Consider the following 15126-nt stretch of genomic DNA (forward strand, 5'->3'; position numbering starts at 1 on the left):
GGTAATGCTCTATCTATCTATTCTGTCGAGGCGTTCGATGACGCAGGCGATGCCCTGGCCGAGACCGATGCACAGACTGACCAGTGCATAACGACCGCCCGTGCGTTCAAGTTGGCGCACCGCGCTGTAAGCCAGACGCGCCCCCGATGCTCCCAGGGGGTGGCCAATCGCAATGGCCCCGCCATTGGGGTTCAGCCGCGGATCATCGAAGGCCAGGCCGAGCTGCTTGGCACAACCGAGCACCTGCGCGGCAAAGGCCTCGTTGATTTCGATCAGATCCATGTCGGCCAGGCTCAGCTTGGCGCGTTGCAGTGCCTTGGCAATAGCCGGCACCGGGCCCAGGCCCATCAGCCGTGGTTCGACGCCGGCAATGGCTCCGGCGAGGATGCGCGCGCGTGGCTTCAGGCCGTACTGCTCGCCAATGGTGCGCGAACCGATCAGCAGCGCGGCGGCACCGTCATTCACCCCCGAGGCGTTGCCGGCGGTGACCACACCACCCTCGAACAGCGGGCGCAGTCGTGACAAAGCGTCGAAGGTACTTTGCGGACGAGGGTGCTCGTCGCGCTCGACAATCTTTGGCGGCTGCTTTCGGCCTTGCGCCACTTCGATCGGCAGGATTTCGCCAGCATGGAAACCGTCCTGCAGCGCCGCCTCGAACAGCGCCTGACTGCGCGCCGCGTAGCTATCGGCCTGCTCACGGCTGATGCCCAGCTCGCGCGCGACGTTATCGGCGGTCTCCGGCATCGAATCGGCACCGAATTCGGCTTCCACCTGCGGATTGGGGAAGCGCGCACCGATGGTGCTGTCGAAGGCGCGGAAATCGCGCGAGTAGGCGCTTTCCGCCTTGGCGATCACGAAGGGCGCACGGCTCATGCTCTCGGCACCGCCGGCGATAAACAGCGCGCCTTCGCCGCAGCGCACGGCACGGGCAGCATCCAGCACCGCGGCCAGCCCCGAACCACACAGACGGTTGACGGTCAGGCCGCCGACGGCAGGCGGCAGCCCCGCCAGCAGGGCTGCATGGCGACCCAGGTTGCGCGCATCCTCACCGGCCTGGTTGGTGCAGCCGGCGATCAGGTCTTCGTAATCGTCTGCAGCGAACGGGTTACGTGCCACCAGGGCGCGCACCACGCTGGCCAGCAGATCGTCTGGGCGCACACTGGCCAGGGCGCCGGCGTGGCGGCCAAAGGGCGAACGCAGGCCATCGTAAATGTAGGCGGTCATGCTCATTCCTCGGGAGTGGTCAGGGGCAGGCCGAGCTGGACGCGGCGACGCAGCCAGGGACTGATCCGGTAGCGCGGTTCCTGATAGAGGTCGTGCAACTCATGCAGGATCTGCTCGATCTTCGTCGCCCCGTAGTGGTCACCGAAGCCCAGCGGGCCATGGGGATAACCCAGCGCCAGCTGCACCGCACGATCCAGGGTGGCGGGGTCGGCGATGCGCCGCTGGGCGATTTCGCAGCCCAGGTTGACGATGCTGGCCAGCACCCGCTGGGCAATAAAACCGGGGGAATCATTGATCACTTCCACCGGCACACCATCGCCACACAGGGCCTGCCGCGCCTGCGCCAGTACAGCGGCATCCAGCCCCGGCTGACGCATCAGCACTCGGCGTCGGTCGAAACCGGCAAAGGTTTCCAGGGCCAGGCTGCGGGCGACCGGCAGTTGCCGGCGGGCGATTACACTGCTGGCATCTTCACCCAGCGGAGTCAGCAGACAGATGGCATTGGCACTGGGCTGCGCGTCCTGCTCCAGCACGGCACCGGCTTGCTCCAGCACGGCGGCAATCTTTGCCCGCAGCGCCTGATCCTGGCAGTCCAGCCAGAATGGCCGGTCAATGGCCACGGCTGGCTGCTCTGCCGGTGACTCCTCGACCACTCGACCATCCTGATAGCGATAGAAGCCCTGCCCGCTCTTGCGCCCCAGCAGACCAGCCGCCAGTCGCGAGGGCACCAGCGCCGAAGGGGTATAGCGCGGATCCTGGTAGAACTGCTGGTGGATCGACTCCATCACCGCATGGGAGATGTCCAGGCCGACCAGGTCGAACAGTTCGAACGGGCCCATGCGAAAGCCCAGGCTGTCCTTGAGGATGCGGTCGATCTGCGCCGGCGTGGCGATACCCTCGGCAACGATGCGCAAGGCTTCCGGGCCATAGGCGCGGCCGGCGTGGTTGACCAGAAAGCCGGGCGAATCCGGGGTCACCGCGACGAAGTGCCCGGCCTGTTCGGCCAGCGCCGACAGCCGCTCGATCACCTGCGCCTCGGTACGTTCACCGCGCACCACCTCGACGATCTTCATCAGGGTGACCGGGTTGAAGAAGTGAAAGCCGGCCACCCGCTGGGGATGCTCGCAGGCGCTGGCGATCTGGGTAACCGACAACGACGAGGTGTTGCTGGCCAGCACCGCCTCGCGGCCGACCAGCTTTTCCAGCTCGCGGAACAGGCTCTGCTTGGCCTCGAGATTCTCGACAATGGCCTCGATCAGCAGGTCGCAGCCAGCCAGATCCTGTAGCCGGGGCGCCGCCCGCATGCGCGCCAGCGTGCCGGCCAGCGTCTCGGCACTGAGCTTGCCCTTGGCCGCCGCCCGCTCCAGCAACTCGCGGTTCTGGCTCAAGGCCTGTTCGATGGCTTCGCTGCGGCTGTCGTGCAGCAGCACCTCGACGCCGGCACTGGCGAACAACTGGGCGATACCGCGGCCCATGGCACCACTGCCAATCACACCGATTTGCTTGAATGCGCTCATGACAGTGCCTGCTCAAGTTCCGGCACGGCTTCGAACAGATCGGCGACCAGACCGTAGTCGGCGACCTGGAAGATCGGCGCCTCCTCGTCCTTGTTGATCGCGACGATGACCTTGGAGTCCTTCATACCGGCCAGGTGCTGGATCGCGCCGGAGATACCGACGGCGATGTACAGCTGCGGCGCGACGATCTTGCCGGTCTGGCCGACCTGCATGTCGTTCGGCACGAAACCGGCGTCGACCGCGGCGCGCGAAGCACCGACTGCAGCGCCGAGCTTGTCGGCCAGGGCGTACAGGTGCTTGAAGTTGTCGCCGTTCTGCATGCCGCGGCCGCCGGATACGACGATCTTGGCCGCGGTCAGCTCCGGACGATCGGACTTGGCCAGCTCTTCGCCGACGAAGGCCGAGATGCCCGCGTCGCCGCCAGCGGTCACGGCTTCGACAGCCGCGGAACCGCCTTCGACGGCGACCGGGTCGAAACCGGTGGCGCGCACGGTGATCACCTTCACGGCCGCGCTGGACTGCACGGTGGCGATGGCGTTGCCGGCGTAGATCGGCCGCTTGAAGGTGTCGGCGCTCTCGACCGCGATGATTTCGGAGATCTGGTCGACGTCCAGTTGGGCAGCCACGCGCGGCAGGATGTTCTTGCCGTTGCTGGTGGCGGCCGCCAGGATGTGGCTGCAACCCTTGCCCAGCTCGGCAACCAGCGGTGCGACGTTTTCCGGCAACTGGTGGGCGAAGGCGGCATTGTCGGCCACCAGCACCTTGGTCACGCCTGCGACCTTGGCCGCGGCTTCGGCGGCAGCGGCGCAATCGGCACCGGCCACCAGCACATAGATGTCGCCCCCGATTTTTTGTGCGGCGGCAACGGTGTTCAGCGTGGCGGCAGCCAGGGCAGCGTTAGTGTGTTCTGCAACAACCAAGATAGTCATTAGATTACCTTCGCCTCGTTCTTCAATTTCTCGACCAGTTCAGCCACGGACTTGACCTTGATGCCGGCCTGGCGGGTGGCCGGCGCTTCGACTTTCAGGGTCTTGACGGTGGAAGCGGTGGCGACGCCCAGGGCATCCGGGGTGACCACTTCCAGCGGCTTCTTCTTGGCCTTCATGATGTTCGGCAAGGAGGCGTAGCGCGGCTCGTTCAGACGCAGGTCGGTGGTGACGATGGCCGGCAGGTTCAGTGCCACCGTCTGCAGGCCGCCGTCGATCTCGCGGGTCACGCTGACCTTGTCGCCCGCCACTTCCACCTGGGAGGCGAAGGTGCCCTGGGCGTAACCGCTCAGTGCCGCCAACATCTGGCCGGTCTGGTTGTTGTCGCTGTCGATCGCCTGCTTGCCCATGATCACCAGTTGCGGCTGCTCCTTGTCGACCACCGCCTTGAGCAGCTTGGCCACGGCCAGGGAGTTCAGCTCGTCACTGGACTCGACCAGGATGGCCCGGTCGGCGCCCAGCGCCAGGGCGGTGCGCAGCTGCTCTTGCGCAGCAGTCGGGCCGATCGACACCACGACGATTTCGCTCGCCACGCCCTGCTCTTTCAGGCGCACGGCTTCTTCCACGGCGATTTCGCAGAAGGGGTTCATCGACATCTTGACGTTGGCCAGATCAACGCCGCTGCTGTCCGCCTTGACGCGAACCTTGACGTTGTAGTCGACCACTCGTTTGATCGCGACCAGTACTTTCATGGAACAGTCCTCTTGTTGATCAGGCGCTTTTCAGTAGTTCGGCGTAGGCCTGCAGATGATGGTCGTCGTCACCCAACTGGTGGCTGAGCATGACCAGGCGCTTGGCGTGGTGGGCCAGGTTGTATTCCCAGGTCATGCCGATGCCGCCATGCAACTGGATGGCTTGCTCGGCGATGAAACGCGCGGCGCGCACGACGATGAACTTGGCCGCGGCCAGGCGCCGGCTGCGCTCCTCGCTATCGGCCTCGTCAGCGATGCAGGCAGCGAGAATGGCCATGGAGCTGGCCAGTTCCAGTTCGCCACGCATATCGGCCATGCGGTGCTGCAGGACCTGAAACTTGCCGATCGGCGCGCCGAACTGCTTGCGCGTTTTCAGGTAGTCGAGGGTCAGGCGAAAGGCTTCTTCCATGCCCCCCACGGCCTCGGCGCACTGCCCGGCGATGGCCCGGCCCTGCTGATAGCGCAGAGCCGGCAGGGCGTTGCCCGGCTCGCCGAGCAGGCCGTCGGCGGCGACGAATACGTTGTCCAGCAGCAGATCGCAGGCCCGCGGGCCATCAATGCAGGGGTAGTCGCGGCGGCTCACCCCGGTACTGGCCGGGTCGAGCAGAAACAGGCTGATGCCCTGCTCGTCCAGCGGACTGCCCGCCGTACGCGCGGAGACCAGTATCAGTCCGGCGCTGTACCCGCCGATCACCACCACCTTGTGCCCGGACAGTTGCCAGCCACCGTCCACGGCTTCGGCGCGGGTCTGTACGTCATGTAGCTGGTAATGGCTCTGGCCTTCCTCCAGGGCCACCGCCAGTTGCAGCTCGCCACTGGCGACCCGGGGCAGCAAGGCGTCGCGCTGCTGGTCGTTACCCAGTTGCTGCAGCAGGCCGGCGGCATAAATCTGCGAGTGCAGGAAGGGTTCCAGGCACAGGTTGCGGCCCAGCTCGGTCATGATCAGCAGATTGTCCACGCCACTACCACCATAGCCGCCATCGGCCTCGGCAATCGGTACCGAGCACAGGCCGAGATCACCGAGTTGCTGCCAGAACGCCCGGCTGAAGCCCAGCTCGCTGCGGTAGAACTGCTCGCGTTGTTCGAAGCTGTAGCTGTCGCGGGCCAGACGGACCACGGTGTCTTGCAGCATCTGCTGCTCTTCGCTGAGTGTGAAGTCCATGCTCGGGCCTCCCTTAGAGTTCGAGAATCATCTTGGCGATGATGTTCTTCTGGATTTCGTTGGAGCCGCCGTAGATCGACAGCTTGCGCAGGTTGAAATACTGGCCGGCAGGGGCCGCGCTGTAGTCGGCATGCAGCAGCTCGCCGGCATAGTCGAAGTCCAGCTCTTGCTCGACAAACGGCAGCGCATGGGCACCGAGCGCCTTGCGCAGCAGGTGGCTGATGGCCTGGCGGATTTCCGAGCCCTTGATCTTCAGGATCGAGCTTTCCGCTCCCGGCACCCCGCCGGCCTGGGCGGCGGCGAGGATGCGCAAGGTACTCATCTCGATGGCCAGCAGCTGGATTTCCACCTCGGCCACCTGGGCGCGGAACAGCGGATCGTCGAGCAACGGACGGCCGCCACGCAGCTCGCTTGCCGCGACCCGCTTGAGGTGGGCCAGGGCGGCCTTGGACTGGGCGATGCCCGCCTGACCGGTGCGCTCGTGGGTGAGCAGGTACTTGGCGCAGGTCCAGCCCTTGTTCTCCTCGAATACTCGGTTTTCCACCGGCACGCGTACGTTGTCGAAGAACACCTCGTTGACTTCGTGATCGCCATCCAGGGTGATGATCGGCCGCACCGTGATGCCCGGCGTCGCCATGTCGATCAGCAGAAAGGAGATGCCGCGCTGCTGCTGGGCCTCGGGATCGGTGCGCACCAGGCAGAAAATCATGTTGGCGTGCTGGCCGAGGGTGGTCCAGGTCTTCTGACCGTTGACGATGTAATGATCGCCGTCGCGCACTGCACGGGTCTTCAGGCTGGCCAGGTCGGAGCCGGCACCGGGCTCGGAATAGCCCTGGCACCACCAGTCCTCGCCGGACAGAATGCGCGGCAGGTAATGATCCTTCTGCGCCTGGGTGCCGAACTTGATGATCACCGGAGCCACCATGTTGACGCCGAAGGAGATCAGCCGGGGCGCGCCGAAGGCGGCGCACTCCTCTTCGAAGATGTGCTTCTGCACCACGCTCCAGCCAGTACCGCCATGCTCCACCGGCCAGTTGGCGGCATACCAGCAACGCTTGGCCAGGATGCGCTGCCAGCGCAGGTGGTCGTCCTTGCTCAGGTGCTTGCCGAGGCGCACCTTGGCGGCAATGTCATCCGGCAGTGCAGTGCAGACGAAGGCACGCACCTCCTCGCGGAATTCGAGTTCGGCAGGGGTGTAATTGATGTCCATTACAGGTTCCTCGATAGGTGTGAAAACCAGCCGCCTGCGGCCGGTTCAGCCTTGCTGACCCCACTCGGTAAAGGTCTTGCCCTCGGCAACCAGGCGCTCGAGCAAGGGCGCCGGTTGCCAGTTGGCACCGAAGCGCCGCTGGTACTCGCGGATACCCTGCAGCACCTTGTCCAGGCCAAGCTGGTCGGCATAAAACATCGGTCCGCCGAGATGGGCCGGGAAGCCGTAGCCGGTCAGGAAGATCACGTCGATATCGCTGGCACGCTGGGCGATGCCCTCTTCGAGAATCCGCGCGCCTTCGTTGATCAGCGCATACAACGGGCGCTGCAGCAGGCTGTGCGGGTCGATATCCTCATGCACGCCGTCGGCTAGCTCGTCGAACAGTTCGGCGAGTTGCAGATTGGGTTGCGGGGTGCGCGAGCCGTCCGGGTACAGGTAGAAGCCGGCCCCGCTCTTCTGCCCGAAGCGCCCGGCCGCACACAGGCGGTCAAGCAGAGTGGGCAAGAGCTGGCCGGCAGACAGGCTGGCACGCTGGCGTTGACGCATGCTCTGCCAGATATCCAGCCCGGACATATCGAGCATGGCGAACGGCCCCATGGCCATGCCGAATTCGCCCAGGGCGGCGTCCACCTGCTGCACGCTGGCGCCTTCTTCCACCAGCAACTCGGCCTCGCGGATGTACTGCAGGGCCATGCGATTGCCGACGAAGCCATCGCACACCCCGACCACCACGGCGACCTTCTTCAAGCGCTTGCCCAGTTGCATGGCGCTGGCCAGCACCGCAGCGTTGCTCTGCGCGCCGCGCACCACCTCAAGCAGGCGCATGACGTTGGCCGGGCTGAAGAAGTGCAGACCGAGCACATCCTGTGGGCGCCGTGTGAAGGCGGCGATGCGGTTCAGATCCAGGGACGAGGTGTTGCTGGAGAGGATGGCGCCGGGTTTGCACACCCGATCCAGTGCCTCGAAGACCGCCTGCTTGGCGGCGATATCCTCGAACACTGCCTCAATGGCCAGATCGACCTTGGCCAGCGCGGCATAATCGGTCACCCCCTCGATCAGGGCCAGGCGCTGCTGCATGGCCTGCGCGCTGAGGCTGCCGCGCTGCACACTCTTGTCCAGGGTACTGGCAACCCGCTGCAGGGCCGTGGCCAGTCTGTCGGCGTCCAGCTCCAGCAGCTTCACCGCCAGCCCGGCCGCAGCCAGACTCAAGGCGATGCCGACGCCCATGGTGCCGCCCCCTATCACCGCTACCGAGCTGATCGGGCGTGTTTCGACGGCGGTATCCAGGCCTTTGATCTTGCCTGCCTGGCGCTCGGCGAAAAACTTGTGCACCAGCGCCAGGCGCTGTGGCGATTGCAAGCACTCCTGAAACAGCTTGCGTTCGCGCTTGAGCCCTTCCACCAACGGCAATACGGTTGCCGCTTCAATCGCCGCGATGCAGCGCAGGGGCGAGAACAGCCCAGGCAGCGAACGCTGGACTTCGCGGCGCTTGGCTTCCAGCAGGGCCGCGTTATCCGCCCCGCCGGTCAAACAGACAGTAGCCTCGCCGCTGCGTCGTGGGCCTGCGCCCTGGGCCTGCAGTTGCTCGGCGAATGCCAGGCCGGCGGCCAGCAAGTCACCATCGAACAACTGGTCGAGAATGCCTGTACGCTCGGCCTCGGCGGCCGTAACCGGCTCACCGCCGACGATCATCTCCAGCGCCACTGCCACCCCGGCCACTCGCGGTAGACGCTGCGTGCCGCCGGCCCCCGGCAACAAACCGAGCTTTACCTCGGGCAGGCCCAGGCGCGCATCGCGCCGGGCAATGCGATAGTGACAGGCCAGCGCGACCTCCAGTCCGCCGCCGAGCGCCGAGCCGTGGAGCACCGCCAGCGAAGGCTTGCTGAAATTCTCGATGGCCTGGGTCACGTCCGCCAGCAACGGTGCTTGCGGCGGCTTGCCGAATTCGCGGATATCGGCCCCGGCGATAAAGGTCGTACCGGCGCAGAGCAGCACCACGGCCTTGACCTCGGCATCCGCCTCGGCAGCGGCGAAGGCCTCCAGCAGGCCGGCGCGCACGGCCTGACCCAGGGCGTTGACCGGGGGATTGTTGACGCGGATGACCGCCACGGCCCCTTCATGGGACAGTTGTACGGGAGAAGACATCAGGTAACTCCTGCAAGCGTTTGCGCCTGCGTTTTATTGTTGTCGCGCTACGTGGCGCTGTTCGCTATGAAAAGCGCCGGGGGTCGCCGGCCGAGGTCAGCGGTGTTTCCATAGCGGCTGGCGTTTCTCCACGAAGGCCTGCATGCCTTCCTTCTGGTCTTCGCTGGCGAAGCTGGCATGCAGCAGGCGACGCTCGAAATGCACGCCCTCGGCCAGGGTGGTTTCGAAGGCGCGATCCACCGCCTCCTTGTTCAGCTTGACCGCCATGGCCGAATAGCCCGCGATCTGCCTGGCCACCTGCAGCGCCTCGTCGAGCAGGCTGGCCGCCGGCACCACGCGACTGACCAGTCCACTGCGCTCGGCTTCGGCCGCGTCCATCAAGCGCCCGGTCAGGCACAGATCCATGGCCTTGGCCTTGCCCACCGCGCGGGTCAGGCGCTGGGTGCCGCCGGCTCCCGGCAGGGTGCCGACCTTGACCTCCGGCTGGCCGAAACAGGCGTTGTCGGCGGCAATGATCAGATCGCACATCATTGCCAACTCGCAGCCACCACCCAGAGCCAGCCCGGCCACCGCGGCGATCACCGGCTTGCGGCAGCGGGTCACCTCCTCCCAGTTGGCGGTCACGAAGTCTTCCAGGTAGACATCGGAGAAGGACTTGAACTGCAGCTCGGCGATATCGGCACCGGCGGCGAAGGCCTTGTCGTTGCCGGTGATCACCATGGCGCGGATGCCGCCATCGCGCTCGAAGCCACGCAGCGCATCGCCCAGTTCGCTCATCAGCGCGCCATTCAACGCGTTGTGCACCGCCGGCCGGTTTAGCCGGACAAGACCGACACTCTCATGCCGTTCGATCAGGATGTTGTTGTAGGCCATGACATTCCCCACTGCTGCTTATCTGTCTGTAGTGGACCGCATCGGTCGTTGTCCGCCGGAACCAGGCCGTGCGGCCTGTCGATCGACTGCAGGGCTCCGGGCACTTACTAGCGAGTCTATCCACAGAAAAAAATAAAGACAACATGTTGACATAATAAAAATCTAAGGCGTATCTTCCTCCCATCGGACAGGTCTGCCAATCGCCGACCAAAACAAGAACTACCCCGTATAAGGTGGTGCACGCAATGAATATAAGCACAAACATGCATCCGCAACGCCGCTCAGCCATGGTCGGGCTTGGCGCCTGGAATGACATGATCATTACAGATTATCTCGATCAGGCCGTATCCATCAGCCCTGACTCGGCCGCACTGATCACCTACCGGGTAAGCGAAGATGCACGCACCACACTGAGCTACCGCGAGCTCGACCGGATCGTTACTCGCATGGCCGCCGGACTCGCCAGTCTCGGCGTGGAAAAAGCCGATGTGGTGTCCTGCCAGCTGCCCAACTGGTGGCAGATGACGGCCCTTCACCTGGCGTGTGTGCGCATCGGCGCGATTCTCAACCCGCTGATGCCGATCTTCCGCGAGCGTGAGCTGGCCTTCATGCTCGGCCACGCCCAGAGCCGCGTGCTGGTGATCCCGCACAGCTTCCGTGGCTTTAATTACGCGGCGATGGTGCACGGCATGCGCACTGAGCTGCCTGACCTTGAGCATGTGCTGGTGATCGGCGGCGATGACAGCGCCAACTGCTTCGAACAGGTGCTGTTGGAGCAACCCTGGGAAGAGCGCATCGACACCCGGGCGCTGTTCGCCGAACGCCGACTGGGCGGCGACGATGTGATTCAGTTGCTCTACACCTCCGGCACCACCGGCGAGCCGAAAGGCGTGCTGCACACCTCCAACACCCTGCTGAGCAACGTGCGCCCCTATGCCGAGCGCCTGCACCTGAGCAGTGACGACATCATTTTCATGGCCTCGCCGATGGCGCACCAGACCGGCTTCCTCTATGGCCTGATGATGCCAATCTATCTGCAGACCACCGCCGTATTGCAGGACATCTGGGACCCACTCTATGCGGTCAAGGTCACGGCGGCGGAAAAGCCGACCTTTACCATGGCTTCCACGCCCTTCCTAGCCGACCTGATTGATATCGCACCGAGCCATCGCGACGCGCTGGCCTCGCTGCGCATCTTCGTTGCCGCCGGTGCGCCGATTCCCGAGGCGCTGGTGGAGAAGGCCGGTAGCGCGGTCAACGCGCAGATCATCTCCGCCTGGGGCATGACCGAGAACGGCGCGGTGACCATGACCCGCCCCGAGGACGACGCCGAGCGCGCCATCCACAGCGACGGCCTGGCGCTGCCCTTTATGGAGGTGCAGGTGATCGACGATCACGGTCAGCTCATGCCGAGCGGCGTCGAGGGCAACCTGATGGTGCGCGGCGCCAGCCTGTTCGTCGGCTACCTCAAGCGCCCGGAACTCTACGGTGTGGACGACCACGGCTGGTTCACCACCGGCGACCTGGCGCGCATCGACGCACAGGGCTACATCCGCATCACCGGGCGCACCAAGGATGTGGTCATCCGTGGCGGCGAGAACGTGCCGGTGGTGGAGATCGAGAACCTGCTCTACAAGCACCCGGCCATTTCCGCGGTGGCCCTGGTCGGCTGCCCCGACCAGCGCCTCGGCGAGCGCGTGTGCGCCTATGTGACCCTGCACGACGGTCATTCGAGTCTGACCCTGGAAGACATCACGGCCTTCCTGCTGGAGCAGCGCCTGACCAAGAACTACCTGCCCGAATACCTGGAAGTGCTGCCCGCCCTGCCGCGCACCCCGTCCGGGAAGATCCAGAAATTCAAGCTGCGCGAACAGGCCGCGACTATTCGCCTGGGCACGGCCAAGCGCTGATGCCTGGCGACACCAAGAATTCAATCACAATAAGATGAGGACTGCTGCATGAAAGGTCTTACTGGAAAAACCGTAATCATCACCGGTGGCGGCGGCGGCATTGGCCGTGCCGTATGCCAGCGGTTTGCCGCCGAAGGCAGCCTGGTTGCGGTGCTCGATCGTGATGGCGCTGCCGCCCAGACCACCGTCGACCTGATCAGCGAAGCCGGTGGCAAAGCCAAGGCTTATGCTGCCGACATCACCGATTACGCCGCCATCGTCGAGACCGTGGCGGCCATCGAGAACGACCTTGACGTACCGACCGTACTGGTCAACAACGCTGGCTTCGACCGCTTCATGCCGTTCCTCAAGACCGAACCGGCCATGTGGCAACAGCTAATATCGATCAACCTGACCGGCGCACTCAACATGCATCACGTGGTGCTGCCGAAGATCCTCGCCGCCGGTGGTGGCAAGGTGATCAACGTCGCCTCCGACGCCGCCCGCGTCGGCTCCTCCGGCGAAGCCGTGTACGCCGCCTGCAAGGCTGGCCTGGTCGGCCTGTCGAAAACCCTGGCCCGCGAACTGGCAACCAAGAACGTCAGCGTCAACGTGGTCTGCCCCGGCCCGACCGACACCGCCCTGCTGAAAAGCGTGGCGGACACCTCGAGCAACCCGGAAAAACTCCTGGAAGCCTTCAAGAATGCGGTACCGATGCGCCGCCTCGGCCAGCCGGAAGACTACCCGGGGATTATCGCCCTGCTCGCCAGCGACGACGCCAACTTTATCACCGGACAGGTTATTTCCGTGTCCGGCGGACTGACCATGGCCGGCTAACCAGGAGAATCTAGATGAATTACGAAGACATTCTGTACACCGAAGTCGATGGTGTCGCCACCATCACCATCAACCGCCCGGATCGCTACAACGCCTTTCGTGGGCAGACCTGCATGGAGCTGCTGGACGCCTTCAATCGCGCCGGCTGGAACAAGCAGATCGGCGTTATCGTGTTCACCGGCGCCGGCGACAAGGCGTTCTGCACCGGCGGTGATCAGGGTGCCCATGCCGGCCAGTACGACGGTCGCGGCATCATCGGCCTGCCGGTCGAGGAACTGCAGAGCCTGATCCGTGCGGTACCCAAGCCGGTGATCGCCCGCGTCAACGGTTTCGCCATCGGCGGCGGCCATGTGCTGCACGTCGTCTGCGACCTGAGCATCGCCTCCGACAAGGCCATCTTCGGCCAGGTCGGCCCGAAGGTCGGCTCGGTCGACCCAGGCTTCGGCACCGCCTACCTGTCGCGCCTGATCGGCGAGAAGCGCGCCCGCGAGATCTGGTACCTGTGCCGCAAGTACACCGCCCAGCAGGCACTGGACTGGGGCCTGGTCAACGCCGTGGTCCCCCACGAAGAGCTGGATGCCGAAGTGCAGAAGTGGTGCGACGAGATCCTCGAGAAGAGTCCGACCGCCCTGTCCATCGCCAAGCGTTCGTTCAATGCCGACAGCGAGAACATTGCCGGCATCGGCGGCCTCGGCATGCAGGCCCTGAGCCTGTACTACGACACCGACGAAGCCAAGGAAGGCACCGCTGCGTTCAAGGAAAAACGCAAGCCAGACTTCCGCAAGTTCTACAAGTGATCCCGTTGCCGGCAGCCCGCGCTGCCGGCGCGCCCCAGCCCAGGCTCGGAGAGAGACATGAATTTCGCATTCAATGAACAACAGAACGCCATTCGTGACAGCGTTGCGCGCTTCAGCGCCGATGTACTGGCACCCGCTTATCGCAAACGCGATCGCGACGGCAACATCGAACGCTCGGTGATCCAGCAGATGGGCGAAATGGGTCTGCTCGGTGGCGAACTCGCGGAAGAGTTCGGTGGCAGCGGCCTGGACTGCGTCACCGCCGGCATCATCATCGAAGAAATCTCCAAGGGTGACTTCAACGTCGGCTATATCCCCCTGCTGGCTTCGCTCAACGGCCAGATCATCGCCCAGCACGCCTCGCCGGAGCTGGCCACCGAGTGGCTGAACGCGATTACCGCCGGGCAGAAGATCGTCTGCATTGCCCTGACCGAGCCCAGCGGCGGTTCCGACGCAGCCAGCCTGCGCCTGAAGGCCGAACGCCAAGGCGACGTCTATGTGCTGAACGGCGAGAAGACCTCGATTTCCATGGCCGACCAGGCCGACGTGGCCGTGGTCTTTGCCCGCACCGGCACCCAGGAGTCGCGCGCCAGCGGCATCAGCGCCTTCCTGGTACCCATGGACCTGCCGGGTATCAGCACCACCCGCTTCGAGGACGCCGGCGAGCGCGCCATCGGTCGCGGCTCGATCTTCTTCGACAACGTCGAAGTGCCGACCAGCCACCGCCTCGGCGACGAGGGCAAGGGCTTCAAGCAGGTGATGCAGGGCTTCGACTACAGCCGCGCGCTGATCGGCCTGCAATGCCTGGCGCTGGCCCAGCAGTCGCTGGACGAGACCTGGCAATGGCTGACCGAGCGTCAGGCCTTCGGCCAGAGCCTCTCGGCCTTCCAGGGTCTGACCCATCCGCTGGCCGAACTGCAGACCTACGTGCACGCCGCGCGCCTGCAGTGCTACTACGCGCTGTGGCTGAAGGACAACAAGTTGCCACACAATGCCGAGGCGGCCATGAACAAGTGGTGGGGACCGAAGCTGGCGTTCGATGTCGTCAAGCAGTGCCTGCTGGCCCACGGCCATACCGGTTACGGCGAGGACCTGCCGTTCGCCCAACGCCTGCGCGACGTGCTCGGCCTTCAGATCGGTGACGGCACCGCACAGATCATGAAAAATATTATCGCCCGGGAATTCGTTCCCAAGTGACGCCTTGTCTGCTCCGGCAGGCAGGGTGTTGTCATAACCACAAGTGCCTACCGGATCAACAAGGAATTGAAATGACCGATCACGAACCAAAGGGTGTACCGAACAGACTGTTCTTCCGACTGTTCCAGACGGGGAACACCCTGCAACGGCAGGTACAGAACGAGATGGGCATCAGCACCGTGCAATGGGCGGTACTCGGTGCCCTGTCCCGTAGCGGATACGAACAGGGCATCTCGTTCAATGAGCTGACCGAGTACCTGGTGGTCAGTCGCCAGAGCCTGGATGGCGTACTCAAGCGTATGGAGCGCGACAACCATGTGGTGCGCATCCCCCATCCCGAAGATGGCCGCGCGCGCCTGGTGCAACTAACGGATAGCGGCAGGGAATTCTGGGAATCGTTGCAAGACAGGATTTATGCGTTCTACCAGCAGGGGTTGAAGGGCTTCAGTTTCGACGACAGCGTCAGCCTGCTGCACTTTCTCACCAAGCTGCATGTCGATTTGGCCAAGGTATCCCTTGGCAACGGGCAGCCGGACAGGCCGGAAGAATAGCGGGCTCGACGCATCTTCCCTTCCTGCCTCCGCTCCCAGCGGTAAA

At 64.5% G+C, this 15126-nt stretch carries 13 protein-coding genes; 5 read left to right on the forward strand and 8 right to left on the reverse strand.

Going from position 1 to position 15126, the window contains the following annotated elements:
- Positions 1-9 precede the first annotated feature (9 nt).
- The 8 genes from I0D00_RS16705 to I0D00_RS16740 all read right to left on the reverse strand — a co-directional run bounded on the left by I0D00_RS16705 (position 10) and on the right by I0D00_RS16740 (position 9809).
- Entirely contained in the window at positions 10-1224 is a 1215-nt protein-coding gene (locus tag I0D00_RS16705; protein ID WP_213641810.1) for a 3-oxoadipyl-CoA thiolase, read from the reverse strand.
- A 2-nt stretch (positions 1225-1226) separates the two neighbouring features.
- Entirely contained in the window at positions 1227-2741 is a 1515-nt protein-coding gene (locus I0D00_RS16710; protein ID WP_213640949.1) for a 3-hydroxyacyl-CoA dehydrogenase, read from the reverse strand.
- The gene (locus I0D00_RS16715) at positions 2738-3670 is read right to left on the reverse strand and encodes an electron transfer flavoprotein subunit alpha/FixB family protein (protein ID WP_213640950.1); all 933 of its coding nucleotides are present in this window, start codon (positions 3668-3670) and stop codon (positions 2738-2740) included. The genes I0D00_RS16710 and I0D00_RS16715 overlap by 4 nt, the downstream gene beginning before the upstream one ends.
- Positions 3670-4419, reverse strand: coding sequence for an electron transfer flavoprotein subunit beta/FixA family protein (locus I0D00_RS16720; RefSeq protein ID WP_213640951.1), 750 nt, complete (start codon positions 4417-4419; stop codon positions 3670-3672). The genes I0D00_RS16715 and I0D00_RS16720 overlap by 1 nt, the downstream gene beginning before the upstream one ends.
- Before the next feature lie 19 nt (positions 4420-4438).
- Entirely contained in the window at positions 4439-5581 is a 1143-nt protein-coding gene (locus I0D00_RS16725) for an acyl-CoA dehydrogenase family protein (RefSeq protein ID WP_213640952.1), read from the reverse strand.
- A 13-nt stretch (positions 5582-5594) separates the two neighbouring features.
- Positions 5595-6791 carry an acyl-CoA dehydrogenase family protein gene (locus I0D00_RS16730; RefSeq protein ID WP_213640953.1) on the reverse strand — a complete coding sequence of 399 codons (1197 nt, stop codon included), beginning with the start codon at positions 6789-6791 and terminating at the stop codon, positions 5595-5597.
- Between the two features lie 45 nt (positions 6792-6836).
- Complete coding sequence (locus tag I0D00_RS16735; RefSeq protein ID WP_213640954.1) at positions 6837-8936, reverse strand: 3-hydroxyacyl-CoA dehydrogenase NAD-binding domain-containing protein; 2100 nt, start codon at positions 8934-8936, stop codon at positions 6837-6839.
- A gap of 96 nt (positions 8937-9032) precedes the next feature.
- Positions 9033-9809 carry an enoyl-CoA hydratase gene (locus I0D00_RS16740; protein WP_213640955.1) on the reverse strand — a complete coding sequence of 259 codons (777 nt, stop codon included), beginning with the start codon at positions 9807-9809 and terminating at the stop codon, positions 9033-9035.
- A 314-nt stretch (positions 9810-10123) separates the two neighbouring features.
- On the opposite strand from I0D00_RS16740, the gene I0D00_RS16745 reads away from it, so the two are divergent.
- The 5 genes from I0D00_RS16745 (at position 10124) to I0D00_RS16765 (ending at position 15080) form a co-directional block, all read left to right on the forward strand.
- Positions 10124-11719: an AMP-binding protein gene (locus tag I0D00_RS16745; RefSeq protein ID WP_246533301.1), complete on the forward strand. Its 1596-nt coding sequence runs from the start codon at positions 10124-10126 to the stop codon at positions 11717-11719.
- 48 nt (positions 11720-11767) lie between these two features.
- A complete protein-coding gene (locus tag I0D00_RS16750) occupies positions 11768-12535 on the forward strand; it encodes an SDR family NAD(P)-dependent oxidoreductase (RefSeq protein ID WP_213640957.1) in 768 nt (255 codons plus the stop codon).
- A 14-nt stretch (positions 12536-12549) separates the two neighbouring features.
- On the forward strand, positions 12550-13332 hold the full coding sequence (locus I0D00_RS16755; protein WP_213640958.1) for an enoyl-CoA hydratase-related protein: 783 nt from the start codon (positions 12550-12552) through the stop codon (positions 13330-13332).
- Positions 13333-13389: 57 nt separating this feature from the next.
- Positions 13390-14529 carry a cyclohexanecarboxyl-CoA dehydrogenase gene (gene aliB / locus I0D00_RS16760; RefSeq protein WP_213640959.1) on the forward strand — a complete coding sequence of 380 codons (1140 nt, stop codon included), beginning with the start codon at positions 13390-13392 and terminating at the stop codon, positions 14527-14529.
- Positions 14530-14600: 71 nt separating this feature from the next.
- On the forward strand, positions 14601-15080 hold the full coding sequence (locus I0D00_RS16765) for a MarR family winged helix-turn-helix transcriptional regulator (RefSeq protein WP_213640960.1): 480 nt from the start codon (positions 14601-14603) through the stop codon (positions 15078-15080).
- Positions 15081-15126 lie beyond the last annotated feature (46 nt).

Origin of the sequence: Pseudomonas lalucatii, assembly GCF_018398425.1 — a bacterium.
Taxonomy (GTDB): Bacteria; Pseudomonadota; Gammaproteobacteria; order Pseudomonadales; family Pseudomonadaceae; genus Aquipseudomonas; species Aquipseudomonas lalucatii.